The 25,647-nt window shown below is 69.0% G+C and carries 21 protein-coding genes and 3 pseudogenes; 12 read left to right on the forward strand and 12 right to left on the reverse strand.

Features of this window, described 5'->3' with window-relative positions:
- Positions 1-65: 65 nt before the first annotated feature.
- From HW130_RS29025 to HW130_RS29040, 4 genes are all read right to left on the reverse strand, one after another.
- A complete protein-coding gene (locus HW130_RS29025) occupies positions 66-1,457 on the reverse strand; it encodes a HAMP domain-containing sensor histidine kinase (protein ID WP_177152721.1) in 1,392 nt (463 codons plus the stop codon).
- A gap of 103 nt (positions 1,458-1,560) precedes the next feature.
- Positions 1,561-2,250 (reverse strand): response regulator transcription factor, encoded by a 690-nt coding sequence (locus HW130_RS29030; RefSeq protein ID WP_177152722.1) that lies wholly within the window; start codon positions 2,248-2,250, stop codon positions 1,561-1,563.
- Positions 2,251-2,820: 570 nt separating this feature from the next.
- Positions 2,821-3,696: a sterol desaturase family protein gene (locus HW130_RS29035; RefSeq protein ID WP_177152723.1), complete on the reverse strand. Its 876-nt coding sequence runs from the start codon at positions 3,694-3,696 to the stop codon at positions 2,821-2,823.
- Between the two features lie 47 nt (positions 3,697-3,743).
- On the reverse strand, positions 3,744-4,520 hold the full coding sequence (locus HW130_RS29040; RefSeq protein ID WP_177152724.1) for an AraC family transcriptional regulator: 777 nt from the start codon (positions 4,518-4,520) through the stop codon (positions 3,744-3,746).
- Between the two features lie 1,073 nt (positions 4,521-5,593).
- Here HW130_RS29040 and HW130_RS36295 point away from each other — a divergent pair.
- Positions 5,594-5,983: a relaxase domain-containing protein gene (locus HW130_RS36295; protein WP_256356405.1), complete on the forward strand. Its 390-nt coding sequence runs from the start codon at positions 5,594-5,596 to the stop codon at positions 5,981-5,983.
- Positions 5,984-6,459: 476 nt separating this feature from the next.
- On the opposite strand, the gene HW130_RS29050 is transcribed toward HW130_RS36295, so the two are convergent.
- Complete coding sequence (locus HW130_RS29050) at positions 6,460-7,263, reverse strand: HEAT repeat domain-containing protein (RefSeq protein WP_177152726.1); 804 nt, start codon at positions 7,261-7,263, stop codon at positions 6,460-6,462.
- Between the two features lie 73 nt (positions 7,264-7,336).
- Here HW130_RS29050 and HW130_RS36825 point away from each other — a divergent pair.
- Positions 7,337-8,242, forward strand: a pseudogene (locus HW130_RS36825) (IS982 family transposase).
- Positions 8,243-8,256: 14 nt separating this feature from the next.
- Here HW130_RS36825 and HW130_RS29060 read toward each other — a convergent pair.
- Complete coding sequence (locus tag HW130_RS29060; RefSeq protein WP_309140615.1) at positions 8,257-10,650, reverse strand: SpoIIE family protein phosphatase; 2,394 nt, start codon at positions 10,648-10,650, stop codon at positions 8,257-8,259.
- Positions 10,651-11,265: 615 nt separating this feature from the next.
- Between HW130_RS29060 and HW130_RS29065 the strand changes: the two genes are divergently transcribed.
- From HW130_RS29065 to HW130_RS29090, 6 genes are all read left to right on the forward strand, one after another.
- Positions 11,266-11,715 (forward strand): hypothetical protein, encoded by a 450-nt coding sequence (locus tag HW130_RS29065; protein ID WP_177152727.1) that lies wholly within the window; start codon positions 11,266-11,268, stop codon positions 11,713-11,715.
- Complete coding sequence (locus HW130_RS29070; protein WP_177152728.1) at positions 11,712-12,449, forward strand: hypothetical protein; 738 nt, start codon at positions 11,712-11,714, stop codon at positions 12,447-12,449. Before HW130_RS29065 ends, HW130_RS29070 begins: the two co-directional genes overlap by 4 nt.
- A 9-nt stretch (positions 12,450-12,458) precedes the next feature.
- Positions 12,459-13,367 (forward strand): transporter substrate-binding domain-containing protein, encoded by a 909-nt coding sequence (locus tag HW130_RS29075; RefSeq protein ID WP_177152729.1) that lies wholly within the window; start codon positions 12,459-12,461, stop codon positions 13,365-13,367.
- Positions 13,368-13,579: 212 nt separating this feature from the next.
- A complete protein-coding gene (locus HW130_RS29080; RefSeq protein ID WP_177152730.1) occupies positions 13,580-13,816 on the forward strand; it encodes a hypothetical protein in 237 nt (78 codons plus the stop codon).
- Positions 13,816-14,193: a fic family toxin-antitoxin system, toxin component gene (locus HW130_RS29085; RefSeq protein WP_177152731.1), complete on the forward strand. Its 378-nt coding sequence runs from the start codon at positions 13,816-13,818 to the stop codon at positions 14,191-14,193. The genes HW130_RS29080 and HW130_RS29085 overlap by 1 nt, the downstream gene beginning before the upstream one ends.
- A gap of 122 nt (positions 14,194-14,315) precedes the next feature.
- The gene (locus tag HW130_RS29090; protein ID WP_177152732.1) at positions 14,316-14,633 is read left to right on the forward strand and encodes a hypothetical protein; all 318 of its coding nucleotides are present in this window, start codon (positions 14,316-14,318) and stop codon (positions 14,631-14,633) included.
- 1,044 nt (positions 14,634-15,677) lie between these two features.
- Here the strand turns inward: HW130_RS29090 and HW130_RS29095 are convergent.
- Positions 15,678-15,974 (reverse strand): hypothetical protein, encoded by a 297-nt coding sequence (locus HW130_RS29095; RefSeq protein ID WP_177152733.1) that lies wholly within the window; start codon positions 15,972-15,974, stop codon positions 15,678-15,680.
- Between the two features lie 439 nt (positions 15,975-16,413).
- Here HW130_RS29095 and HW130_RS29100 point away from each other — a divergent pair, with 439 nt between their 5' ends.
- Positions 16,414-17,175, forward strand: a complete 762-nt coding sequence (locus tag HW130_RS29100; protein WP_177152734.1) for a lipase — start codon at positions 16,414-16,416, stop codon at positions 17,173-17,175.
- Between the two features lie 832 nt (positions 17,176-18,007).
- On the opposite strand, the gene HW130_RS29105 is transcribed toward HW130_RS29100, so the two are convergent.
- Together HW130_RS29105 and HW130_RS37120 are read right to left on the reverse strand one after the other, a co-directional pair.
- Entirely contained in the window at positions 18,008-18,991 is a 984-nt protein-coding gene (locus HW130_RS29105) for a hypothetical protein (RefSeq protein WP_177152735.1), read from the reverse strand.
- A 33-nt stretch (positions 18,992-19,024) separates the two neighbouring features.
- A pseudogene (locus HW130_RS37120) lies at positions 19,025-19,305 on the reverse strand (transposase); the annotation flags it as partial.
- Between the two features lie 3 nt (positions 19,306-19,308).
- Here HW130_RS37120 and HW130_RS29115 point away from each other — a divergent pair.
- Both HW130_RS29115 and HW130_RS36830 read left to right on the forward strand, forming a co-directional pair.
- Positions 19,309-20,030 (forward strand): annotated as a pseudogene (locus tag HW130_RS29115) (IS110 family transposase); the annotation flags it as partial.
- 91 nt (positions 20,031-20,121) lie between these two features.
- Positions 20,122-20,247, forward strand: a complete 126-nt coding sequence (locus HW130_RS36830; RefSeq protein WP_309140616.1) for an Hsp20 family protein — start codon at positions 20,122-20,124, stop codon at positions 20,245-20,247.
- 102 nt (positions 20,248-20,349) lie between these two features.
- Here HW130_RS36830 and HW130_RS29125 read toward each other — a convergent pair whose 3' ends face one another.
- The gene (locus HW130_RS29125) at positions 20,350-20,589 is read right to left on the reverse strand and encodes a DUF5133 domain-containing protein (RefSeq protein WP_309140617.1); all 240 of its coding nucleotides are present in this window, start codon (positions 20,587-20,589) and stop codon (positions 20,350-20,352) included.
- 848 nt (positions 20,590-21,437) lie between these two features.
- On the opposite strand from HW130_RS29125, the gene HW130_RS36595 reads away from it, so the two are divergent.
- Complete coding sequence (locus HW130_RS36595) at positions 21,438-22,442, forward strand: class I SAM-dependent methyltransferase (RefSeq protein WP_305737812.1); 1,005 nt, start codon at positions 21,438-21,440, stop codon at positions 22,440-22,442.
- 139 nt (positions 22,443-22,581) lie between these two features.
- On the opposite strand, the gene HW130_RS29135 is transcribed toward HW130_RS36595, so the two are convergent.
- Both HW130_RS29135 and HW130_RS29140 read right to left on the reverse strand, forming a co-directional pair.
- Positions 22,582-24,549: a hypothetical protein gene (locus tag HW130_RS29135; RefSeq protein ID WP_177152737.1), complete on the reverse strand. Its 1,968-nt coding sequence runs from the start codon at positions 24,547-24,549 to the stop codon at positions 22,582-22,584.
- 565 nt (positions 24,550-25,114) lie between these two features.
- Positions 25,115-25,438 carry a Pycsar system effector family protein gene (locus tag HW130_RS29140; protein ID WP_177152738.1) on the reverse strand — a complete coding sequence of 108 codons (324 nt, stop codon included), beginning with the start codon at positions 25,436-25,438 and terminating at the stop codon, positions 25,115-25,117.
- Positions 25,439-25,647: the final 209 nt, after the last annotated feature.

Here is a 25,647-nt window from a genome sequence, read left to right on the forward strand (position 1 = left end):
TAGGAACGCCCGCTGCAGCGGTCAGGCAGGGCGGATGCAGAGGAGATGCAGGCCCGGAAGTGAGATCACCCCCGCCTGCTGGGCAGGGCCACGGATGGGAGGTGCCCCCAGGCCGGCAGGCGCACCTCGGCGTGCAGCCCCCCGCCAGGAGCCTCCTGCAGGAGGACGTGACCGTTGTTCGCCCGGGCGAGACTGGCGGCGATGGCCAGTCCCAGTCCGGATCCCTCACCGGTGGCGACCTTGGCCCCGCGCCAGAAGCGGCCGCAGGCACGCCCCCTTTCCGCAGGGCTCATTCCGGGACCGGCGTCGATGCACTGCACCGCCACCATCCCCCCGTCCTCGACCACGCGCACGCGGACCGTCGTGCCGGCTGGCGCCATGCGCAGGGCGTTGTCGAGAAACACGTCGAGGATCTGATCGACGGTGCTGGCGGCCGCCGACGCCACGAGGTCCCCCTCGCCGTCGATGGTCAGGGCGATGCCCCTGGGCTCCGCCACCAGCCGCCAGGACGCCACCCGTTCCTCGGCGACCGCCAGCACGTCCACGGCTTCGGCGGCCTGGGCGCCGGACTCCGACCGGGCCAGGAGCAGCAGAGCGTTGAGGATGCCGGCCATCCGGTCCACCTCGCCGAGCGCCTGCTCCAGCCCGCGACTTCCATCCGGCTCGATGTGGGGTTCCAGGTTCTCCAGGCGTAGCCGCAGCGCCACCAGCGGGGACCTGAGTTGGTGGGCGGCGTCGGAGACGAACGACTTCTGCACCGTGACCTGGTGCTGAACCTGTTCGGCCAGGTGGTTGAAGGTCTCCGCGAGGACCCGGAGATCCGGCGGGCCAAGATGGACCGGCACGCGAGCGGTGTGGTCCCCGGCGGCGAACCGGCGCGCCGCGGCCTCCAGATAACGCACGGGGCGCAGAATCCAGCGCGCCAGCGGCTCGGCCAGGAACCCGCTCGTCGCCAGTGCAAGGGCCCCGATCACAGCGACCACGACCCAGATCGTCCACTGCTTCAGCTCCAGATCGTCCAGGGCCGAGCACACCACGACGATGCCGACGAGTGTGCCGTGGTCGATGGCGGGCACCGCCACGATCAGTTCCTGGGTGAACGTGGACAACTGCCGGTCGGAGGAGTCCGTGGACTGACCCTCCAGGGCCGCCCGAACCACCTTGTGCTGCGCGAGTTCTCCCGGTGACAGCCGGCACAGCGCCCCCCCCACCGACTGCCCCTGGGCGTCGAGGATGTGTGCGCGGGCACCGGTACGGTCCTGATACTCGGCGATCCGCTGGCGCAGCCCCGCCCGTTCACCATGCGTGAGGGCCTCCACCGCGGCGGGGGCGAGCTCACGTGCTTCCGAGGCCCGCGTATGCGCCAGTTCCCGCAGCGCCTCGTCGCTGCGCTGCACGGCCAGTGGCAGTCCCAGGACGGTGACCACCACGACCGGTAACGCGACCAACGCAGCCACCAGATGACGCCGCACACCAGATTCCCCCCATCAATCCCACCCTGTCCCCGCCCTGGTTCCTGCCCTGTGGCCCCCGCCGGTCACATCGGTGTGCTGATCACTGCTAGACGGGCAGGGCCAGCCGGAAACCCACGCCCCGCACCGAGTGGATCCACTCCCGCCCGCCGAGCTTGGACCGCAACGAACCTATGTGGACATCCAGCGTGCGGGTCGAACCGTGCCAATTGGAATCCCACACCTCGTTGATCAGGTCCTCCCTCCCGTGTACCGCGCCGGCATCCACCAGAAGAGCTGCCAGCAGATCGAACTCACGGCGCGTCAGGTGTACCGGCCTTCCGTCCATCTGCACCTGGCGCGTCCGCATGTCCACTGACAGCGGCCCGAACACGTAGAGCTCACCCGCACCCCCGGCGCCGCTGTGCGCCCGTGCGGGAGCGGACGCGTGTACCCGGCGGGCGACCGCGTCCATCCGCGCCAACAACTCACGCATGCTGTACGGCTTGACCAGGTAGTCGTCCGCGCCCGCCTGGAACAGCAGAACCCGGTCGAGCTCCTGGGCCCGGGCCGTCACCGCGATGATCGGCACGGTCGACTTCTCCCGGATGCGCCGGCAGACCTCCTGCCCGTCCAGGTCGGGCAGTCCCAGATCCAGTAGGACGAACTCGGTGCACAGCGCGGCCTTCAGCGCCTCGGTCCCGCTGCCGACCCAGTCGACGGCATGGCCGAACCGCTGTAACGCCTCTGTCAGTGCCTCGGCGATCCGCGTGTCATCTTCCACCACGAGCACCTGCATCTCTGCACCCCCGGTTGCAGTGGAGCCGTCCCCCTGACCGCTCACGCAACGCCCGAATGCTACCGGTCTGATCGCGATTAGGGCACACGTTCATCGACTGTCGACGATTCAAGGCCGGGCCCCCCGGCGCTCTCAACAGGCGGCGTTCAGCCCCTGGCTGTAGAGATCGATCGAAGAGGATGCCCGGCTGTTCGCGGTCGTACGCCCTGGAGTTCGTGCGCATGTTCCTCTGGCACATCGAGCGGTTCAGGGACGGGTGTCGGACGGACGCACATGCCGGAAAAGCAGGTTTTAGCGTGAAGTCGCAGGTCATAGTGCCGGAGTGGGTGGGGAATGGAGGGTTCGTACCGGTTGCGAGCGTGATCGCCGGGAGGTGATGTCGGTCAGCGCCGGACCTCGGCCTCGTCGGCACGAGGAGCGCGCGCAGGCATGTGCGACAGGTGGGGCATTCATGCGGACCTTGGTGGGGATTCGCCAATTCTTCAGGTCGGCGAAGCCGAATTCGTTCGCCGTGCGCTCCCGGCTGGCCAACCGGTTTGACTCCGGCGGTGTCCCGGGCTCCAGACAGTTTCATCGACCGTCCGTTTCCGCGGTGCATGCGCCTCGGCGCCGGAACGGCTCCGACAGCTGCGCCAGGTACTCCGACGGATAGCCGGGCTTGGCTGCGATGCCCAGGTCCCGCGTGGAGAACCGCCGGCCGGGGTCGAAGGAGTACGTACCGAGCATCCGGTCCCACATCAGGGTGAAGAGGCCGAAGTTCACGTCGCCGACACCGGCCCACTTCAGGTGGTGGAAGCGGTGGCCTTCGTTCAACGACAGCACGGACCGCAGCGGCCCCACGCGATAGTCGGCGTTGGAGTGCTGCAGGAGCAGCTGGACGGCGACGGCCAGTGCCAGGGCCGCGGCGACGTCAACCGGCATCCCGATGACGAGGAGAGGAGCGACCCCGACGGCCAGCTCCACGCTCTGGTGCACGGGATGCTTCATCAGACCGTTGAAGCCGTAGAAGCGCTTCACCGAGTGGTGCACCGCGTGGAACCGCCACAGCAGGCCTACCTTGTGGCTCGCGAAGTGCACCAGGGTGATGCCGGCATCGGCCACCAGCACCGCCAGCAGCACCTGAAGTACGAAGGGCCACGAGGAGGGCCACACGTCCACGGCCGTGACGAGACCGGCAAGCAGCGGCAACGATGCGACGCTCGCGAGGATGAGCGTCTCGTTCACGAACGCGTGGGCGACATCTCGGCGGCGATCGGCCATGGGGGAGTTCCACTCCACCGCATAGGGCAACAGCCGTTCCGCCATGAACGAGGCCGTCACGGCGACAGCCAACAGAGCGAGCAGCCACGCCTTCGACGCGCCGGCGCCCGCCAGCACGATACCTGCCCCGTTCACGCCGACCAGCAGCAGCGGGGCGTATGCGTACTGGATGAGGAGGCTGACCATGCCACCAGCGTGCGCTCCCCGCGCCGCCACCGGCTTGGACGAATCCGCTATCTTTCCCCGAGTCCGGCCTCCGGCGTTGTCGCCGTGGCGGAATCCTGCCATCGAACGCCGCGCAGCAGCTCCGAGGGCGCCAGCCCGAACATCTCGTGCATGACCCGGGTGAGGTGCGAACTGTCGGAGAATCCCGAGTCGTTCGCGGCTCGGGTCAGTGTCGCCCCGGCACGGACGAGTTCGATGGCGCGGCGCAGGCGCGCCCAACGCAGGTAGGTCGGGAAGGACATGCCGACCTCCTGCGCGAAGAGGTGCCCGAGCCGGCTGGGGGAGATCATTGCGGCAGCGGCCACTTCCTCCAGACGGACCGGTCCGCCGAGAAGCGACTGAGTGTGGGCGATCGCCGCACGCACGGCGGGATGAGTGTCACCGACCGCATGGCGCCTGACCAGTGCCGGTGACAGATCTCCCAGCCGACGCGCGGCACCTTCCTCTCCCGGTTCTCCCGGCGGCTCAGCCCATACCCAGTCGGCGACCCGGTCACCCACAGCCGGATGGGACTGTACGACGCGGCCGACAAGGGAATCCGCGTCGCAGTACACGAGAGTTCCCCAAGCGTCGACAGCGCGGACTTCGTGCACCGCCCGAGTGGGAATCACCGCACCACGGACCGAACGGCCGTGACCGTAGCCGTCGATCAACTCGACCGTGCCGGACGTGACGATCACGATCTGCACAGCGGCATGAGCATGCGCATGAGTTGTCCCGATCTGTCCCCGGAACGTGAGCCGCCCGGGTTCCAGGCTCACCGTGCCGTTCCACTTCTGCGTCACCGGCGGCACCTGACCCACACAATGCAATGTCGTCGACAATGGAGATATCCCCGGGCAGGTGGTCTCCGAACAGCGATGACCCGCCTGTGACTTCACCCGGCGCCGCTGCTCCCCACCATCACGGTCGAGACAAAGGGTACGGGACGCTCGCGCTCAGCCCACTCACGCGCGCGTCCCGGAGGTGGGCCGACAGGGCGAGCATATCGGACGGGAGGGGCGGCTCGGTCATCCGACTCCCTGTCCTTGCGCCGCGTCAGGACGCGGGCGGCTCGTCGAAGCCGGCGAAGTAGGCCCCCGCCATGCCCTCGTCGCCGTGCCCGGCCGCGGCAGCGCACCAAGGCGCGCAGGCCGCGCTGCAAGGAAGACGCCGTCCGAGGCGAGTCAGCAAGCGCGAGGGCGCTCGCGCCCCCAGCCCGCTGGCCAAACAGCTCAGGGCCCGGCGCTCACAGCAGCGGGATCTGCGCGCAGGCCGCGCCTTGGCGGGGCCTCAGCCGGCGCGGGCAGGTCGAGGCCGGCCGCTTGGACCGGGTTCTGGCCGACCCGAAGCTGCAGGGGCGGGTGAGGCATGCCGGTGGTCGAACGCCGCTGCCCCGTGAGCCGGCAGCAGGAGGACGGCGAGCGCGTGCGCGTGCGCGTTCAAGGCCAAGTGCCCCTGAGCGGCGATTGCTGGAACGGAAACGGATGCGACGTGTCATGCGCACGAACCGTAGGCCGCCCCACTGATACATCTTCAGCTGGTGAGTGGAATCTGTTCATAGGCGTGGGCTTGTGTGCTTCGTGGTTGTCGGCCGGAGAGCGATGACACTGGCTCGCCTGTCGGAGCCCTTTCCCGTCTGGCGGGCACCCGGGAAGAAAGTTCGACTGCTGCTCCCGCCTGGGGGGAGGTGAGGCTGATCGGCCTTCTATTGCAGGTCAGCGCGGTGTGGCGTGGTCTGCATGATGGATATCGGGAAGATCACCGCCGGGCAGATGTATCGCTACTACCTGCGCCAAGTCGTCGTGAGTGACGGCCTCCGTGCTGTCCGTACGCCGCTCGCGCAAGCCCAGGAGGAGGTCGGTGTCCCGGCGGGGCGATGGATGGGCAGGGGCCTTGCCGTCCTCGGTCTGGCGGCGCGTCGTCACCGAGGCGCAGCGGCGGAACCTCTTCGGCGAGGGCCGGCATCCGCACGCCGACCAGCTCGCTGCCGGGAAGCGGGCCGCGCGCCGGGCCGGGGCGCTCGGGCGCCGGGCGAAGGTCACCGGGTTCGCCGGTGCACGGTCTGGTCGCCGCGCGGTTCCGTCACTACGAGGCGCGTTCCGGGATGCCGCTGCTCCATGACCATCTCCTTCTGTCGGTCAAAGCCCAGCGTACGGACGGCACCTGGGGTTCGGTGCACACAGAAGCCTTGTACGAGAACGCGGTGGCCGCATCCGCGCTCTACAACGAGTTTCGTCCACGCTCTGGAGTGGCTGGACTCCAATAGACGGTCGTTACAACCCGTGCCATGTGGGACCGGAAACCGCCAGCGTCTGCTTCGCAAACACACTGATCAAGTGGCGGGTGTTGACGTCCGGAGGCGCCGCGCGGCGATGGCTCTTCCTATCAGCCCTCAGAGGGACGCGTGAAGCAAAGCCGTCCGCCCGACGCCCGCGAGCGCCAACACCCACCAAGCCGTGGTGTGCTCCGAGGTCACGGGGCGCCACCGATCTCAATGGAGGCATGCGAGGCCCGGTCGACGTGAGATGTCCGCCCGGTGCCCACGCAGCACACCACGCTTGATCAAGTGGTGGTAGCCAGGGAGACGCCGATCGTCGCCAGTCTCCTAAAAGTACTTTCTGCCCTGGTTGGCGTAAGGCATCCGATCGGCGCCCACCTGGCCACCACCACTCGTTCGAACGGTGCCGATCGACTTCCCCCGGCGGGCCCGCTCCTAGATGATCGATTCCAAGGGGTCGGTGGTCATTGCGGGTCGCGGGCTGCCTCCACTGCCTCCCGGACGTCCGAGTGCGGGTCATCGGCGAGGCCGTCCAGCAGTTCGGTGACCCCAGGGGTGGACCAACGGGCGACCGCCCACACCAGCTCCTCCCGCACCCCGGGGTCGGGGTGGGTGGCGAGGCGGCTCAACTGGGCGAGCGGCCCCCGCCGACGCATTCCGAACCAGTGCAGTGCCTCCCGCAGCGCGGCTGGGTCCCCGGGGTCACCGGCTGCTGCGACCCGGGCGAGCAGCACCCTGGCGGGAGGCGGCGGACCATCCAGCGGATGCGGCAACCGCTCGCGCAGGCGTCGCGCCCCGTACCCGCCGCGCACGCGGCACCCGAAACAGGTGCAGGGGCGCACACCGTGTGCGTCCGGCAGGTACCGCCAGCCCGCCACCTGCGGCGCGGTGCGGAGCCGGTGCACTTCACGCGGCCGGATCGCCCGGGGTATGAACACCTCCCACCCGCGCGGGTCCTCAAGTGCCGCGACCCGCCGCACTGCCTCTGACGCAGAAACGGTGGCCTGAGCGTCCCGCGCCCGGTCGGAATAGCGTCCGACGAGCACGTCCTGGGCGTCGTCGAGCCGCACGTGGACTGCCACAAGCCCGCCCCGACTGCCGAAACGAGCCAGCTCGCGCAGCCATTGGTGGGTGAGGGTGTACGACGGCAGCACCGGGAAGCAGTAGACCCCGCGCGCGCTGCCCTGTCCGTGGCTGGCTGCCCGGATCCCGGACCGCCGGATGCGCGGCGCGTTCGCCGCTGAGGTCAAGTGCACGAACATCGCCATGACATGGGATATTAGGTGACCGATTCCAAGACATCGGCTGTGCGTATGGGACGAGGGCGTCCAACGTCGGTGTGTGAAGGCGGAGTTGGACACCCTCGCGACCGCACTCTACGTGAAGACCGACGACCTGCTGAAGGCGTCTCCGCATCTGGCGCCATGGCGGCCGGCCGTGGGGATCGCCCCGCAGCTCACCGACGCCGAGCTGGTCACACTGGCGATGATGCAGGCCATGCTCGGCTTCACCTCCGAGGCCAGGTGGCTTCGCCACGCCCGTTACCACCTGAGGCATCTCTTTCCGTACCTGCCAAGCAGCCCGGTTACAACAAGCGGCTGCGCAAGGCCGCCAACCTGCTCCGGCGAGTCACCCGGCTGCTCGCCACCGAGACCTCCGTATGGGGCGACGACGTGTGGATCGTGGACTCCACGCCAGTGGAATGCGGCCGCTCCCGCGAGACCGTCAAACGTCCCGACCTGGCCGGATGGGCCGAGTACGGGTACTGCGCCAGCCACAGCCGCTTCTGCTGGGGCCTGCGCCCGCACATGGTGTGCACCCTCCAGGGCCTGCCCGTCGCCTTCGCCCTGACCGGGGCCAAGGCCGACGAACCAGAGACCCTGCTGCACCTCCTCGCGGCCGAACCCGGCCTGGTCGCCGCACGTCCTGCCCAGACGCTGATCGGCGACAAGAACTACTTCGGCCGGGGCTTCGAACACGAACTGGCCGAGCAGGACATCCGGTCCTGCGGCCAGCCCGCAAAGGCGAGCCGGAACGTCCCGGCTGTTCAAGCCCTTGCGACAGATCATCGAGTCGGTCAACGAGACCTTCAAGGGACAGCTCGATCTCGAACAGCACCGAGGACGCACGCCCGGCGGTGTCGTCGCCCGCGTCATGCAGCGAATCCTCGCAATAACCGCCGCGATCTGGCACAACGACCACACAGGACAGCCCGTCCTGCGCTCACTGACCGCCTATGACCACTGACCCCTTGGAATCGATCATCTAGAAGGGAATTGGGTTGACGTGCGGTTCGGCGGTTCGTCTGGGTTGGCCGGAGGTTGACGGGACTCGGGCTGGGGCCTGACGAGAAGCAGCGCCACGTCGTCGTGGACCATGGGTGGCAGCAATCGGCGGAGGAGGTGGTCGCAGATTTCCTCCAGCGGGAGGTGGGGGCTCCGTAGGGTCTGGGACAGCTGTTGCATGCCCTGGTCGAGGTCTTTGTCGCGGGTCTCGATGAGTCCATCGGTGTACATCACCAGCAGGCTGTGCGGGGGCAGCGAAACACGTTCGTCGGTGAAGCCGCCCTGTCCGCCCGCCCCTAGCGCCGTGCCCGAGGGGCCTTCCAGGAAGGTGACCGTCCCCTGAGCGTCGGCCACGGCCGGCGGTGGATGGCCGGCCCTGGCGATCAGACAACTACTGGTAGCTGGGTCGTGGACGGCGTAGACGCAGGTCGCCATCGCGTTCTCGCCCAGGTCGGCCACGGTGGCGTCCAGGGAGTAGAGCAGCTGGGCCGGTGCGATGTCGCTGCGAGCCAGCGTTCGCACAGTGGTGCGCAGCTGCCCCATGACGGCAGCGGCATGGATTCCGTGCCCCATCACGTCTCCTATGACCAGCCCTGTCCTGCCGCGCGGCAGCGCGATGACATCGAACCAGTCCCCGCCGACCTCATGATCGCTGGCGGGCAGGTAGCGCCCGGTGAGCTCCAGCCCCGTCACTGTCGGCAACGAGGCGTTCATCAGGCTGCGCTGCAGGGTGAGCGCCGCATGTCGCTGGCTGGTGTACATACGTGCGTTGTCGATGTTCAGTGCCGCGCGGGCGACCAGCTCGTCGATGAGCACGATGTCCTGGTCGTCGAACGGCTCTCGGTCACGGGTACGCGTCACCAGCACCGCCCCCAGCGGACTGCCGCGTGCGAGCAGGGGGACCATGCGCGCCGAGCCCACACGGGTGCGAAGGTAGTCACGCAACTGCTCGCTGCCCGGATCGGTGACCAGGGGGTCGATGTCGGTCAGGTAGAGGTTCAGGGGACACCCCTCGTCGATGACCCGCTCGTACACCGAGCCAGGCGGGACCTGGTAGGTCTTGCCCACCGCCAGTTCCTCGGCCGGTGCGGCCGGATCGGTGTAGAGAACTGCCATACGACGCGCCACGCCGTGAGCCGACGCGGCGGCCTGATCGGGGGCGAGCACCTTGTCCAGCAGGTGCACGTCGGCCGAGTCGGCAAGCTGGGGCACCAGGACCTGCACCACTTCCTCGGCGGTCTTCCGCAGGTCCAGGGTCGTTCCGATGCGCGTGCCGGCCTCGGCCAGGAGGGCGAAGCGCCGGCGCGCCTGCTCGGCCCGGACGTGGGCCTGCTGCCCTTCGGTGATGTCGATCAGGGAAGCGATCAGTCCCAGCGGTTGACCGGGGCCACCGAGCAGCGGGGCGTAGGAGCAGGACCAGGTCCGGTCGTGATCGGGGTCGGCGGGGGTGCGGCCGGCGCGGCGGAAGTCCACCACCGCCTCCCCCCGATCCAGTACCTGCCGCATCACCGTTTCCAGCTCGGCTGCATTGACCCCTGGCGCCACTTCGCCCACCCGCTTGCCGATGTGCTCGGCCGCGGGGATGCCGTTCATCCGCGCCAGGGCGTCGTTGACCCGCAGGTAACGCAAGTCGGGGCCGAGCATGGCCAGACCGATCGGGGACTGGGTGAACAGTCCCTCGAGTGCCGCCAGCGAATCCCGCATGTGCACCACGGCGGAGGTCTCGGCGGCGATGGCCAGGAGACCGGTCCGACCCTGCGCGTCCGCAGCCGGGCAGATCCACATCTCCATCTCCACGATGTGCCCGTCACGGTGCCGCACCGGCAGGCACCCGAGCACGGCTTCGCCCACCTTGACCTTCCGCGTCAGCTCGTCGGCCAGCTCCCTGTTCGCCTCGGGCACCAGGATCGGCGTCCCGTACCGGCCCAGCAGCTGCTCTGGTGCGTAGCCGAGCAGATCCTCGGCGGCGAGGGACCACTGCACGATGCGCCCTTCCGCATCGGCCCTCCACAGCGCGATCGGCAGCAGATCACGGAGCACCCCCGCGTACCCGACCGCCGGCTGGTCCGGCACATCACTCGTCGACGCGCGCGTGTCCACCACAGTGACCCATCCCCACGGCCATCGGTTCAGCACCCTCAGACGCAAGGTCCTCAGGCACAAGATCCTCAGAGGCAAACTGCTATCAACCAGGCTATCCGAGGCTTCCAGGAGGAAGGGCGGGCGCGGTCGGTGTCGTCGGTGTGGAGGGCTTGGCGCAGGGCGAGCATCTTCACCGGCAACAGCCGCGAGACCGACATCGCACCGGGCATGGACGACGAGAACCACTTCGCCCTGCTGGAGACCCTGGCCCAGGTCTGCAACACCCACGGGGTACGCCTGTGGCGCCAGTACCAGCCGCACCACACCGTCTGGTCCAGGCGACCGACTACGCCCCCGGCGACCCGATCCGGGACCACACCGGCACCCGGCGCCGCTTCGCCTCGCTGGAGCCGTACCCGCCCACCAGCGACCTCGCCCGGCGGCACCCCAAGGCGCGCCGCTACGTCTGCGCCGACGGCCACTCCATGCCCGCCCCCTCTGCCGGGTCCGTGTGGGACTCCGTGCACGGCCGGGGCAGCGGGCCGGGCGCGTTCCTGACCCCGCGGCTGAGAACGACCGGGGGGAGCGGCCGAGCTCAGAAGGCCGTTACCAAGGGTGGCGGGGGTCCTCGACAAGCGGGCGGCCGAGCCGCAGCTATGTGGGCGGTGACCAGCCAGGTCCAATGGTGCGTGACCTCAGGAGTACGGATCTTCGGGCGGGCCAGCCCAGAGTCTGCTTGGCCATCCGGAAGGTGTGCTCCAGGCCGAATCTGCGCGGGAGCGCCTGCCAGCGCTGCGCGGCGTACGCCGAGAGGGCTGCTTCGGCCGTGGTTGTCGTTACGCGAAGTGACCCTAGCGGCACCCGCAGTTGTGTAGGGTTGAAGGAGGTTCTGAGGGGGCTCGCATGTCCGAATTACTGACAGCCGCGGCTGTCATCGTGCCATTCGTCAGCTCTGCCGCGACGTCCTTCGCCGGCGCTGTCGTCGACTCAGCGCAGAGCAGGCTGGCGGACAGCGCGGTGGAGAGGGGGCGGGTGCTGCTGGGCAGAGTGCTGCACAGAGGTGCCGACGACCCGCCGCGGACCGAGCAGGACGCCGTCGCTGCCGCAACCATCGAGGAACTCTCACCGGACGACCGGGAGATCCTGGAAGGCGCGATCGGGGAATGGATGACCGACGGCGACGATCTGAGCGCCCGGTCCCTGCGGACGCAGATCGAAATCGCGCATCGCGAGTACCATGCGGGCGACCGGATCCAGGTGACGTCGCACGGCGACGGCTCGCCGGCCATCGGGAAGCTGGACACGGCGAACTTCTACTTCAACCCCCGCCCGGACCAGGGCGGCAGTAGTTGAGGGCCGAGCCGCCGGCGCAGGGCGGCACCGTCACCTCCGGGGACAACTCACCGGCGATCGGCTTCGTCGGAAAGCTGTTTCTCAGCGTGTTCGTCGGTGATGTCGTCGAGTTCGCCGACAAGGCGAAACGCTGGGGCGGCTGGAACTGGCCGCCGTTCCTGCTGGTCGTCTCGCTCGGCAGCTACGCCCTGATCAGCGCACCCGACGGGCCGCTGCGCCAGTTCCTGTGGGTCTACCTCGCCATCGGCGCCGCCGTCGGCCTGGCACTCGTGCGGCTGATCTCCCCCGCGGGCGAGAAGCGGGCCCGTCACTGGCGCGTCCTGATGTCGGCGACGGCAGTGATCTGCGCGGTCGCCGGCACGGTCGGCATGGACCATCTCGCGGAACACGGCGAGATCGACGTCACGGGGCGGACCGGTATCACCGCCGGCACGGTCACGAACGGCTCCCAGCTGCGGCTCATCGTCGACAGCCCCGCCGACCGCTCACGGCTGCGGCTGACGCTCACGATCCGCGACGCGGCACGGTCGTCGCAGTTCTGCGCACCGGAGACCAGCTACTCCGCCCAGCTACGGGGCAACGCGAGCACTCGCGTCGAGAACGTGCAGAGCGGCCGGACGATCGAGTTCCCGCTGGGCGGCCTGCAGGGCGAGATCGACGTGCGGATCACTCTGCTGACCGACGAGGGGTGCTGGATGAACCTGCTCGTCGAGGACGCCGTACTTCACGACTGAGAGGACACCGTGGCTGCCACCTCAAGAACCGGGCGCTCGGCCCCCCGCCTGCCCGGCCGTTTGCTCGTGATCGCCGCCGCCGTGGCCTTGCTGGCGAACCTCGCCTCCTGCTCCTCGAAGAAGCCGAATCCGGAGTTCCTCGGCGTGAAGCGGATCACGGTCGCGATGCACAACGACCTGCCCGGTATCTCGTACTCCAAGGACTACGTCCGTTCGGGACTGGACTTCCTCATGCTCCAGCACGTCGAGGGGGAACTCGACGTCACGTTCAGCGATCCCGTCGACGTCTCGTCCGGCGACAGGGTCACCCAACTGCTTGAGCACAAGGCCGACATGACGATCGCCTCGTTCTCCATCACCGCCGACCGCATGGACCTGATCGACTTCGTGGGCCCCTATCTCAAGACCCGGCAGGGATTCCTCGTCGGCCCGGAGGGCGCCGACGTCGAGCAGTTGGAGGATCTGAGCGGCACCAGGATCTGCACCTGGCAGGGAACCACCTCGCAGGAAGCGCTGGACGGCATCAGGGAGACGTCCGGGGCGGAGCCAGTCATCCTCACCGACGCGTCGGATTGCTTCGAGCAGCTCCTCACCGGCCAGGTGATGGCCGTCTCGACCGACCAGGCCATCCTGTACGGCTTCGCCCGGCACTACGAGAAGGAGGGCCTGCGCGTGGTACCGGACGTGACGATAGGAGCACCGCAGTACTACGGGATCGGGCTGCCGAAGGGGCATCCGGCGGATTGCCGCAAACTCGAGGCCTGGCTCAAGAAGCACGTGGGCACCAGCACCTGGATCAGGGACGTCGAGACGTCCCTGCCCGCCCTGACTGAGGAGAACCGGGCCTGGATCAGCAGCCACAAGCCGAGCCCCGAAGAGATCAAGGCACGGTCGTGTCGCGACAGCATCAGCCCCTGACCCCCGTGCTCCGCCCGGCGGCCCCGTACCTGCCCGGGTACGCCGGCAGGCACGGCGGCGTCAGCAATCAGTAAACCGACCACCGGTCCATTCGCGCGGGGAAGGACCACGCGCCTGGTCGCGGCACTCTTCGACGGCGACTGGACGGACGAGACCGCCGCTCCCGCCGCAGCCCCCCGGACGCCTTGGTAACAAGTGTTACCATGCGTGGTATGGCCAAGACACAGCTGGGTGCCCGTGTCGATGCGGACGTCGCGGAACTTGCGAAGAAGCGCGCCGCCGACCTGGGCTTGAGCATCGGCGACTACCTCGCCCGCCTCGTGCAGGACGACGCCAGCGGCCTGCGCGCCCGCTCGGTGGACGCCGCCGCCCGCTTCCTCGCCGAGCACCAGGACGTCTTCGATGAGGCCGAGGACGCCCAGACTCCTCAGGGAGCACGCGCCGCCTGATGGAACTGCACATCGACGTCCCTTGGATCCTGCAAGTTGCCGAAGCGGCCGGCGCGAACGATCCGGCTCCCGACGACTACGGCGTCCCTGTTGCTGCTGTCGCCCGCCACCGGGCCGAACTCTTCGAGCAGCCGGTCTATGACGGCCCCTACGCCAAAGCAGCTGCCCTCGTGCACACACTGGGCCGGTGCCACTGGTTGGAGCGCTCCAACATGGCCGTCGCTGCCGCCACCGGCGTCATGTATCTCGAGGCCGCCGGGATCCCCGTCAAGCCCGCCCGCGAGGACGCCGTCGCTCTCAAGGACCTGCTCCTCGACTCCAACTGCACCGCCGCGAAGATCGCTGCCCTGCTGCGGACCTGGCCCACCACCACCTGACACTCGCCCACACGGCGCCGCTCCCGGAGCGCCGTCAGCGGTATCGGTCGTGTAGGGACCCCTGGGCCGTTCGCCTGTACTGACGTGCCCGGTCGCATACCGAGGCGTACTCCGGAGGAACCGTGCAGTTCACCGTCCTGCCCGTCCGCACACGGCCCACTTCCCCGCGCCCAGGGCAAGCGTTCCTCGTCAGGGACAACTGGGACGCCCCCTTCAAGACGACCTTCGACCTGCTCTACGCCGACGCAGGCGGCGAGGTCCGGGAGATCGGCCCGGTGAAGATCGGCCGGTTCGGCATGACCGCACCGTCCGAAACCTCAGTGCCAGAGGACTTCGAGACCTGGACGGTGCTTTCTTCTCACTCGGACAGGACGACGCTTACCACGAATGACTTCGTGAACTGGGCACCGACGTGCAGCGCACGGTGCTGCCTACCCTGAACGACGTGTCCTTCGACCTGGACCTCTTCTCCCGTGCACGCAACGAGAGCGTGATGGGTACCTCTCTGCCCGGATCAGGTACTGCTCCGCTTCCAGGCCGCCGCGATCAGACCAGCACTGTGACCGAGACTGCGCAGCAACTGCCGGGCGACCTCGGAGGTCGGCCCTCTGCACGCCGCGCAACTGGACGAGCTGTTCATCGGCGTTGCCGATGAGACTGCCGATCCGCGCCCGCTGCTCGGGCGGCACCACCGCCCGCCACATCGTCCCCGACCCCGGCGCCCGTTCTCCTTGCCGAGCACACGCCACCGCCCGGCCATCGTCACCGACTGAAGTTCCTGGCGCACCCACCAGGGATCATTCGCGTACCCGGGCGGGCCGTCCGCTCCGCGACGCTGGCGGTCCTCCAACAGGGCGCCTACGCCTTGGTCCTCGACGCCACGCGGATCCCCCACCTGCGGGCGAAGGAACTGCCGACTGTGACGCACCGCGGCAACGTCGCCGGCGTCCACGACGCCTTGGCTCGCCACCGAGCTGAAGTGCCGCACCGACCTCGACGACGTGCCGCGCCTGCCGACTTATCGGCGACTCGATTTGTCGGACACCAGGCGCCCTGAACGGCCACGCTGGGCCCCATGGATCCCTGGTTGAGTGTCATCTCCGCGGCAAGCGGCTTGCTTGGCGCCGTTATTGGTAAGGGAGACGACGGCTGACGTCGCGAGGTGCCTGACTGGGCTCCAGCGGGTTTGTCCCCGCAGGCTGCCGAAGCCGAGCTCCCCGGGCTCGCCCAGGAGCGTCCGTGACGTCCTGGACATCACGGGTGCGCTCCCCTCGGGCTGGACCCAATGGAACGCCGGGTGCCGTAGGCATCCCTGACGAGCCGAATTCAGTAACGACCTTAGCGGCGTGGATGATCGTGGCCGGCATCAGCGTCCCGTGCGGTCGGTGACCCAGTGGGAATGTGTCCGCGAGGGGCGTGGATGGCGGCCGTAGGACGCCCACCATGTCTTGCGGCGACTCGGGGCCATGCCCGTTTACCGGCACCTATCGCTGAGGGACAGCGAGTTCGCGGCCGCGGTAGAAAGCCTCCCTCTCCTCGACGACGTGCGGGGCCATGGCCGCACGCCGCTGCTTCTCAGCCTCGGAGTCCCGCCAGGAGTCGCACAACTCCCTGGAGTCCCAGAAGGACACCCCGGTGATCTCCTGTCCGTCCTCGGACCAGTACGCGAAGGCGCGGCGCAATCCCTGTGGATAGGGGTCGGGACGCCATGCCCTCTCGAACTCCTTCAGGGTGCCTGGCCGAAGGCGGCGTGTGGTTACCCAGACGAAGTGCTCATCCATCTCGATCTCAGCCTCCTCCACAACGCCGGGCCGCCTTTGAGACTGCCTTTAAGGACCACCGTAGGCCCGAGGCGCCGCTGGCGCCTGCGCGGCTGTCTGCGCTGCTGCAGTCCGCCTCTTCGGCAGGGACGAGGGCCTTGCGGGCGACGGGCCATCCTGACCTGGCTGGAAGCGTCTGGCCTGACTCGGGGGCCGTCGGCGGGGGCCGACGTGCATCTGTGACGGGGAGCGTCCAGAGTGGACCGTAGCGGATGGTGGAATCGAAGCAATTCTGCGGAGCGGATCCTGTGTAGGTCTGTATGGCCAGCTCTTGCGCCGGGCAGGACAGGCGCGGTACGTGGAGGGAAGGTGAACGGCTACGGGCATTCCTCTCAGTCCGCAGCTGACGGTGCCGGGGCTGTCACCGGCGCGCGGCGCGGGTGTCGAGGCGAGCAGGGCGGTGGTGCGTCTGGCCCGGCTGCCGCTCGACATGGCCGCGGAGGGCGTGGGGCAGCTGACCGGGCTGTTGGGTCGTGCCCTATACGGCCGGCCGGCAGGACCGGGTGACCCGCTGCCCGCCGATGCCGAGATTCCGGTGTTGTTGGTGCATGGGCTGGCCGACGGGGCGTCAGTTATCCCGCCGTTGGAGCGCGAGCTGCGCGGGGACGGCGTGGGCCCGTTCATCCAGATCGGCTGCAACGTGTTCGGCCCGGACATCCGCAAGTCGGCCCGGTCGCTGAGCCGTCAGGTGGAGCTGGCGTGTGCTGGGGGTGCGGGACGGGCCGCGGTCGTGATCGGGTACAGCCTGGGCGGGCTGATAGCCCGCTACTACGTGCAGCGGCTCGGCGGTGACGCGTACGTACCGCTGGTGATCACGCTGGCGACGCCCCACGGCGGGACCGCCACCGCCCTGCTGGCCCCGGCCCATCGGCGACTGCGCCAGCTGCGCCCAGGAAGCGAGTTGCTGACCGAACTCGCCGAACCGGCCGCAAGATGCCGTACTCGGTTCGTTGCCTTCTACAGCGACATGGACGAGGCCGTCATCCCCGCTGCCAGGGGCCGCATCGACCATCCGGACCTCAAGGCCCATAACATACTGGTGCCGGGCGTCGGCCATCTGACGCTACCCCTCCACCGACCGGTCATCGACGAGATGCGCACGCTGCTGGCCGCGGCCGAGGTCGCGTTCGCCGCACGTCACCCGGAAGGCGACTCTCCATAGCTCGACGGGGCACTGCGGCACGGCCGCCGTTTGGCCTACAGCATGAGCAGAACGGGGGACGCTGAAAGAGAGCCGGTAAACACTACACGTCAGCACCTGTGCGGGGGACACCTATGGCCTATCAGTGTTCTGGCCGGTGCCAGGACCGCCTTGAGGGGTCACCTCGTATCTGTCCTGGGCCGATATGCAGACCAGGGGCGAGCTGCTGGTCCACGCCCACGAGGATCCGCCTGCCCTGCGTGGCCCTGATGGGACAGGCCCTCGCCGCGCTCTGATCGAGGCACTCGTCGGCGGTCCGCCAGGTCTGCTAGAACCGGGCGGCCTGCCCCGCTCCCACCGCAGCGCCACCCATGACTCTCCAGCGCACAACGGCTTCACGGGCCGGCGCCCAGAGCCGGCCATTGGCGCTGCGCGCCGTCCGCCGACCACCCCTCGGCCAAGCTGGTCCGACGTCGTCTCCCGCGACTTCCGCAAGCGGCTGATCGTCCGCAAGGCGGCCGAGCCGGTCGCAGAAGCCGTGGTCAGCGGAGGACCCGACCGCACCGCGACCGTGTACTGGATCGAGACACGGCCCACTCACCGCGACCGTGGCTCGGGCAACCAGTTGCTCGGCCCAGGCCCTGGCCCTGCTGGCGGAGCAAAGTGCCACCGAGGTCAGCCTCATGATCGATGCCCCCGGCACCCCAGCCGGAACAGCCAGGCCGCGCCCCGCTCTTCAACTGGCTAGCTGGTCCGACACCCCCAGGTCTCGCAACCTATCGCGTGAGCCGGGGGGTGTGGCTGCGGCCCTGGAAGGCCACGTGTCCCCGCTGAAGCGCCGGTGACAAGCTGGTCAGGCAGGGATGCGTTCGGCAGCAGTGAGGATGCTGGAGCGTGCCTGATGGCGACGCTCGTAGGTCAGCACCCGCCGGGTGAGGCCCTCCTCGGCGTCAGCGAGCCGCTTGACGATCTCGTCCTCGTGCATGCTGTCGTAGCTGGGCCAGGGCTCCGGGCCGAGAAGGTCAGCGATCCGGTTCAGGATCGCGGGGCGGGTGGCGTGGGCGCGCTCATAGGCGCCGACCGTGTCCAGATCCCTTTGCGAGAGGTGCGGTAGCCGCTCGAGGATCTCCCTGGTGCTGAGCCTGCGGAAGTCAGGGATGGGCAACTCGTAGTCCCTGATGAACGCCCCCTCGGATGCTCCCTGGAGCCGGTCCGCACCCGGCATGCGCTCGGCCGTCTCCCGGAGCCAGCTGCTCCAGGCGCGGACCGCCTGCGCGGCGCCCGTGGCCTTCGCTCCCTCGGTGGTCTGGGCGGCCAGCATTGCTGCTTCAGCGCGCTGCTCGAGGCTGTTGCCGAGCTCTTCCAGCGCCTCCTCGTGATCGCGGCGGATCGAACTGAGCAGCTCCGAGCTGACGGCGTCCTGGGCCTCCTGGGCGATGCACTCGGCAGCCCGGCAGACTGCCACGGCGTACGCGGTGATCGCGTACTCGTCTTCGACGTTTTTCAGGAGCTGGTGCTCAGTTGCCCTTCCTCGGCTGCGGAACACGGCAGTGGGGACGGCCATGGTCATGCCGAAGGACAGCCGGGAGGCTTGCCCGGCCAGGCGCCAGGCATTTCCCAGAACGGACTCCATCATCCCGCGGGGCTGCATAGTTCCGAGACGTTCGTCGATGCGGTAGACGTACCCCCGGGCGTCGCCGACGCGGCGCTCCAGGCATTCCCGGTACTCCCCGGCGGGCGTGCCCGCGATGTGGGCTGTGAAGCGGTCGGCGAGCGCGGCTTCGGCCTTGCGGACCTCACGCAGTGCCGAAACGAGCATGTCTGAAGCTACGGCCATCACGTTTCCTTCGGCTGGGCGGTTTCGTTTGGATCAGCGGGCTGACCACAGGAAGATTCCTGCGATGTGGAGTCCGGCCAGGTAGATCGTGGCGGTCTTCTCGTAGCGGGTGGCGATGCCGCGCCACTGCTTCAGGCAGTTGATGCAACGCTCGACGGTGTTCCGCTGCTTGTAGGTCTCGCGGTCGAAGGCGGGTGGCCTGCGCCCTGGCTGCCCCTGCGGAGGCGGTGGCCCCGCTGGTCGGCCGGCACGGGGATGACCGTGGGGATGCCGCGTGTGCGCAGGTGCTCGCGGATGGAGCGGGAGGAGTACGCCACAAGCGGCTGCTCAACACCGAGCCCAAGCTCCGCGAGCTGTTCGCGAAACTCGAGGCCAAGCACGGGACGGTGCTGGTCGTGGTGGACAAGCCGGCCTCGATCGGCGCCTTGCCGCTGGTGGGCGCGAGGAACATGGACTGTCTGGTCGCCCTCTGCCGGGGCTGACGATGCGGCGGATCGCGGACCTCTACCCGGGCGAGGCCAAGACGGACGCGAGGGGATGCGTTCATCATCGCGAAGGCGGCCCGCGCGATGCCTCACACGTTGCGGGCGATCGATGGGCGAGGACGAGACGAACGCCGAACTGGAGATGATCGTGGGCTTCGACGACGACCTGGCCGGCGAGGCCATCCGGGTCGCGAGCCGGCCGCATGGCCTGCTGACGCAGATCCATCCGTCGTTGGAATGGGTGGTGGGGCCGCGGTTGCAGCACCCCGGCCGTCCTCACGCTGCTGGAACAGTTCGGGTCTCCGGCCCAGACACGCAAGGCCGGCAGGCGGCGGCTGGTCACGCTGCTGCGGCCGAAGGCGCCGAGGATGGCTGAGCGGCTGGTCGAGGACTTCTTCACCGCCCTGGACGAACAGACCGTCATCGTTCCGGGGACCGAGGCGGCCGCGTTGATCGTCCCGACCCTGGCCGCCTCGCTCACCGAGGTCCTTGACCAGCGCGAACTACTGGCCGGGCGGATCGAGGAACTATTGGAGGCTCACCCTCTTTCGAAGTCCTGACGTCGATATCGAGTACAAGGAGTGCGAACGCAGCGGCGTCCTGCGCCGCCGCACGCGCCGGACCGGCCGGTTCGAGTACCGCGCCATGCTGCCCGGCGAGATCAACGCCGAAGGCGTCGACGCCAACTTGAACGAAGGCATGCTGACCGTGAAGGTGCCCAAGGCCGAGGCCGCCAAGCTCCGCCGCATCGAGATCACAGCCGGAGACTGACCGCATGCATCCGTGCGCGGCCTGGCCGCTTTTCCGCGCCCTGGCCGGGCACGGATGGTGCCGGCGGTCTGGCCGCCAGGCGTGTGCCCGGGGCCCGGCAGGTCAGTGACGGAGAGGCTGCTCGCGCCGCATCGCGTCGGCCAGTTGCTGGCGGGCCACGTACAGTGCCGTGTCCAACTGGCGTGTGCCTGTTACCACGCACAGCGTGTATGACGCGTCCTGAAACTGGCGCCAGGTCTCCGCATTGCCACGGGACGCCACGCGCCGCCTGAGCGTCTCGCAGCGTTCGACGAGCTCTCGCAGGAGCGAAGGGTGCGCCCTCAGCATGACGGCCGCCTCCATCCTCGCCCGTTTGGACCTGCCTCCTCACTCATACGGTCGCAAGCCTCGGTGCCCGCCGCATCCGGAAGCCGAGCAGTCCGCCTGGTCATGCATCGGGATGCGACAGTTGCGCGTTTGACGAATCGCGGCTGGCGTCTGCACATGCGGCGCACGGACACCGCATGGCTGAACCACTGGTAGACGGGTGGAGCCGGTCGCGTGATCCCGCAGGTTGTGCACCATTCGCAGGCAGCGCAGGCAGCGCAGGCGTCGGCGGGGAATCGGGCCTGCTCCCCGGCCCGTCCGGGTGATTACCCTGCAGCCAATCCGGTTGACGGCCGGCAGCGGCGCGCCAGCACCGCACCACTGGTTCCCCGAACAACTCAAAGACGCTCACCTGGCGAGGTCAAGCACCACAGCGGACGCTACCGCGAGGATCCCGGTGGTCACCGCGACGTCGACTGACACCGACCGCCCGTTGCATGACACCAGCCACGTCCGCGCGACAATGCTCAGCGGCATCTTTGTGATCATCAGACTCAGGTGGGGGCCAGTAGGCTCTGATCAAGGCCGCCAAGGGCTTCGTGTCACCATTGCAAGCATCCACGCACTACCCAACGACGGATTATGTGTCGTCGATGTGGTCGAAGCCGCGCAGCGTCCGGGGCAGCTCCGGCGCGCAGCCGCATGAGATGAACGGCCGTGTCGCCGGATTCTTCGCGACGTCCGGGGCGCGCTTCCCATGAGCCTGCTTCGTCCGGGCGTCGATCTTCGAGAACCAGTGATGGCGCGATCAGAAAGTCCGGTACTGGACGGCCAGCCTCTGGTCACTGGTCGTAGGGCGCGACTGTTCGACGGTTGCTGCACACTTGATCCCCCATGGGCGATGGACACAACCAGGGGACGGGCCGCCCGGATCACCGACCACCGCGGGGGCCTGGCGACGCCGGCGCTGTACGGCATCGAGGTCGAGACGGGCATCGCGTCCACCATCGACGAGGCGGAGGTGTTCGCGCGCCGGATCGCGCCCCTGCGCAGCTACCTCGGCGCCTACACTGGCGCCTTCCGCGAGGGCGACATCGTCCACCTCTCCGGGCGCCTGGTGCACATCCAGGGCCCCGGGCACGTCGGCGGGTTCGCGCCCGCAGTACCCCGCCGAGCTGTACACGCTGCCCGCCGACCGGTTCGCGCTGGACGGCACGCAGCGCGCCCTCGACGTGGGCTGCGGCCCGGGCACCGTGGCCCTGGAACTGGCCGGCCGGGTTGGCTTCGTGTTCGCCGTCGACCCGGCGGCCGGGATGCTCGAGCAGGGCCGGGCTCTCGCCGAGGAGCGGGGCGTGCGCAACATCTGGTGGCAGCAGGGCGACTCAAGCACCCTGCTTGCCATGGGCCTTCCGCCGCTCGACTCAGCGGTCATGGGCAAGTCCTACCACTGGATGGACCGCGTCCAGGTCCTGGACGACCTGAACAAACTCACCATTGAGCGGGCCGGCGTCGTCATCCTCTCGGCCGGGCCGCCCGGCACCACGCCCCTGCCTGGGCCGGTGGTCGCCGAGGTCCGCGCCGCCTACCTCGGCGCCGTGCGCCGGGCCGGGAGGGGGGTGTACCCCGAGCCGGAGGAGAGCTACCAAGCCACGGTGGAACGCTCGCCGTTCTCGGCCGTCGACGTGGTGCCGTTCGACCAGGTCGTGGTGCGCAGCCTCGGGGAGCTGATCGGGCTGCAGCTGAGCAACTCCTACTCCACCCCGGCCCAGCTCGGAGAGCGGCGGGAGGCGTTCGAGGAGGACCTGCGCGAGGCGCTGCTGAAGTTCGACTCCTCGGGCCGGTACGAGGAGACCATCCACACCGAGGCGCTGATCGCTACCCGACCGTAGCTGGGTAGACGCTGATGGAAAGCGACCGTGAACGGCACGGCTGGAAGCCGCACCGCCTCGACCACATCCGCAAGCACCGTGCGGCCCGCGCCGCCGTCGGCATCTGTTTCGGTACCTACTTGACCGCCCCGGTGCCGTTTCAGTGCCCGGTTAGGATCTGCTGGTTCAGCCGGTCCGCCACCCGTTGGGTGCGGATGCAGACCTGGGTGCCCTCAGACCCGCCAGTGATCCCGGTGAACACATCGTCGCCGAGCGGCGCGAATACCGTGTCGGCGCTGCTTCGCATCCCGATCCGCTCCAGGAACTGGTCGAAGATCACGCCGCGTTGCTCCGGCGCCCGGGCCAGCAGCGCCCGGTTGGTCTCGAACCCGGGCAACGGCCGGTTGCCGGGAAACGGCGGGCGTTCAGCCAGGAACGCCTCCCACTGCGCCCGGTGGGGGCCACCGCGCCGGACGTCCACGATCACGCCGAGGTCTGCCTTGGGCACATCCCAGGTGAGCACGTGCTGCATCCCGCCGCCGCGCTGCGCGCCCCGTCGCAGCCCGTAGACCGCGCCGGTGTCCTGTTCCAGCGTGAGGTAGAAGCCTTGGCCGAGATCCTGGTGCGCGCCGGCAGCGTGCGTTACGTCGATCCGTCCCCGGTCCAGGGGACCGATTCCTTGGTAGCCGGTCTGATCGGTGCCGTGGTGCAGCCGGACGCGTTCCTCCGTCGCCAGCCGCCGGGCCTGCGCGCCGGCCCGCCATGCGGCGAATGCCTCGGCGCCGAGAGCCGTCAGCGCCAGACCGAACGCGACTAGGTCGGCCTCGGCGTTCATCCGGGCGTGCTCGGCACTTCCCGGCGTGACCAGTTCGGTGCCGGGGCTCACCGCTGCGCCCTCAGCCGCTGCGAGCACTTGGGCCTCGCGGTGGCTGCCATAGGCCTCTACGCCGGCCGCGGTGGCGCCCACGGCGAGCAGCGCCAGCAGCGAGGCGCCGCTGGTGAACGGCGCGAGCAGGGCCGCGATCTGCTGTACGTTCTGCAATGCGGCCCGGGCCAGGGATCGTTCGATGGCGTGCCCGACGGCGGCCGACTCCGCTGCCCGGTGCGCGAAGCCGCCGACCCAGCGGGTGCCGCCGACCGATGCCTGCCCGGCGTAGAGCTGCCGGATCAGTGGTTCCAGGTCCAGAGGGTCCAGGGCAGCGCCAAGGTTGCCCCGAGTGGTGGCGATGTCGGCCAGGGCCTGGCGCAGCGGCGCAGTCAGCCGGGTACGGGCGGAGCCGGCGTCGTTGTCGATGACGAAGGCCTCGGTGCGGATGCTGGAGCCTGCCCGGACCAGCCCGTACAGCGCCGGGTTGACGGCGGTCAGCCGCACGATCGCCTGGCTGGCCGCCTCCCGGCCCTGATGCACGTCCGCGTACGGCACGGTGGGGTGCAGCAGGATGTCGCCGTGCGGCACGTCGGCCGGTTCCTCGGTCAGCTGCGGCGGCTGGCCGGCCTGGAACGGCACCTGGTACTTGACCGGGCGGCCGGTCCAGTCCGGGTCGACGTCACCGCCGTCGCCGATCCGCCAGCCGACCCGGGCCTGCCGGGCTGCGTCCTGTGCCCGCTGCAGGTTGGACAGCGCCGCGGCGGCCGCCTGCAGTCCGGCGATCCGCCCGGCCTGCTCCCCGGTCGGTGGCCTCAGGTCCGGGCCGAGTGCGCTGAGTTCCCGATTCACCAGGTCCTCGTTGACCCGTAGGTAGTGCTGGCCGAGCGCGGTGATGTCGGCCCGGAACTGGTTCTGCAGGTCCCGGTAAGGCCGGATCCCGATCAGGTGCGCACCGCGCCGGATGCAGGTGCCCCAGAGCTGCGGGTTGGCGTCCGCGAACCGGACCAGCCCGGCCGCGTCCAGGCTGCCCCAAATTCGCTCCAAGGCGGCCTCGTCGCTCGGACCGACCCAGGTCTGGTTCAGCACCACGTTGATCAGCCGCAGCCGCTCCGCATCGTCGATCCCAGCGAAGCTGGTGATCGCCGCGACAGCACCAGGGGTTCGGGCGTCGCGCTGCACCGGCAAGATCCCATCCGGCTGTCCGGCCATCAGCGCGGCCACACTGCGGTTGCCGACCAGCCGCTGCAGCCGGGTGACCAACTGACGGTCGCAAACACCAGAGTCGGTCGGGCGGGCGGGCTCTGAAGTGCAGGTGGACCTCGGTCGGCCACTGGGCTGCTCTCGATCGACCTCACGTGGGCTCAATCCCGGACCCCCTTACTCGGAATCACTCTATCCCCGGCGGCCGCGCATAATCAGGCAGTCGTTTCATCGCCGGACCGATCAAGTAGGCGCCTGCTTGCTGTGCGGATGTGATCTCAGCGCGACACTGGGGAGTCCTCGGCCGTACCCCGCCCGCCAAAGCTCGGTATGACCTTCGGGCTCCCCTTTACGTGCCGGGGCCACGATGGTCGGGCGGAGAGTACGTGTCCTGGCTTTGACCGCCACCCCCCGCGAAGAAGTCCAGCATGCCGAATGCACCGGCAGGTGACCGTGGATGCTCCGCTGCGCATCCTGCACCCACCTCTGGCGGGAAAGCCGATCCGGCACTTCCAGGAGTCACACGAAGAGCCCCGCGATCAAGAACTGAGCCGACACCACCCATGCCGCACAACGCACCCTGCAGCGCCCCTCCGGAGTCTGGCCAGGGCGCTGCACTGCACCTTCAGGCTGCGAGGCCGGCAAGGAAGACGAAGCCACCGCCCACCGCAGCAAGCAAGAAGGAGAGCTGCACGAAGCGGTGCTTGCGCCACGCGATCTTGCTCATGTTGATGAGCTGATTCGACAGCACGGGAAGGATGTCCTGCTGCTGGAGGGCGGCCTCGAGATCTGTCGGCTTCCAGAACTGCAAGTGGCCGAAGTAGATGAAGGACTGGCCGGCCTCCTGTTCCAGAGCCGAGCGGGAGCGGAGCCGGGGGACGACCACGAGGATGGCCAGGACGGCTCCGGCGAGGATCAGCACCCGCCCCAAGGTGAAACGCCCGGTCAAGCTCGGCATCCTCGTGGAGATCGACACTGGCAGCTTCGTCAGGAAGCAGTAATCCGACCAAGGCCCGCGACCAGCAGCCCTGCCCCAACGTCACCTCGAAACGAACCGTCCTCTCACAGGCACAGGCCGCCCGCGTCGTGGAGGACATGCGACGGCCGGGGCGCGGCCGTGTCCGGAACTCCCTGGTGCTCGGCTCCTGATGGATGATC

Source organism: Streptomyces sp. PKU-EA00015 (assembly GCF_013387495.1).
In the GTDB taxonomy this organism is placed as follows: domain Bacteria; phylum Actinomycetota; class Actinomycetes; order Streptomycetales; family Streptomycetaceae; genus Streptomyces.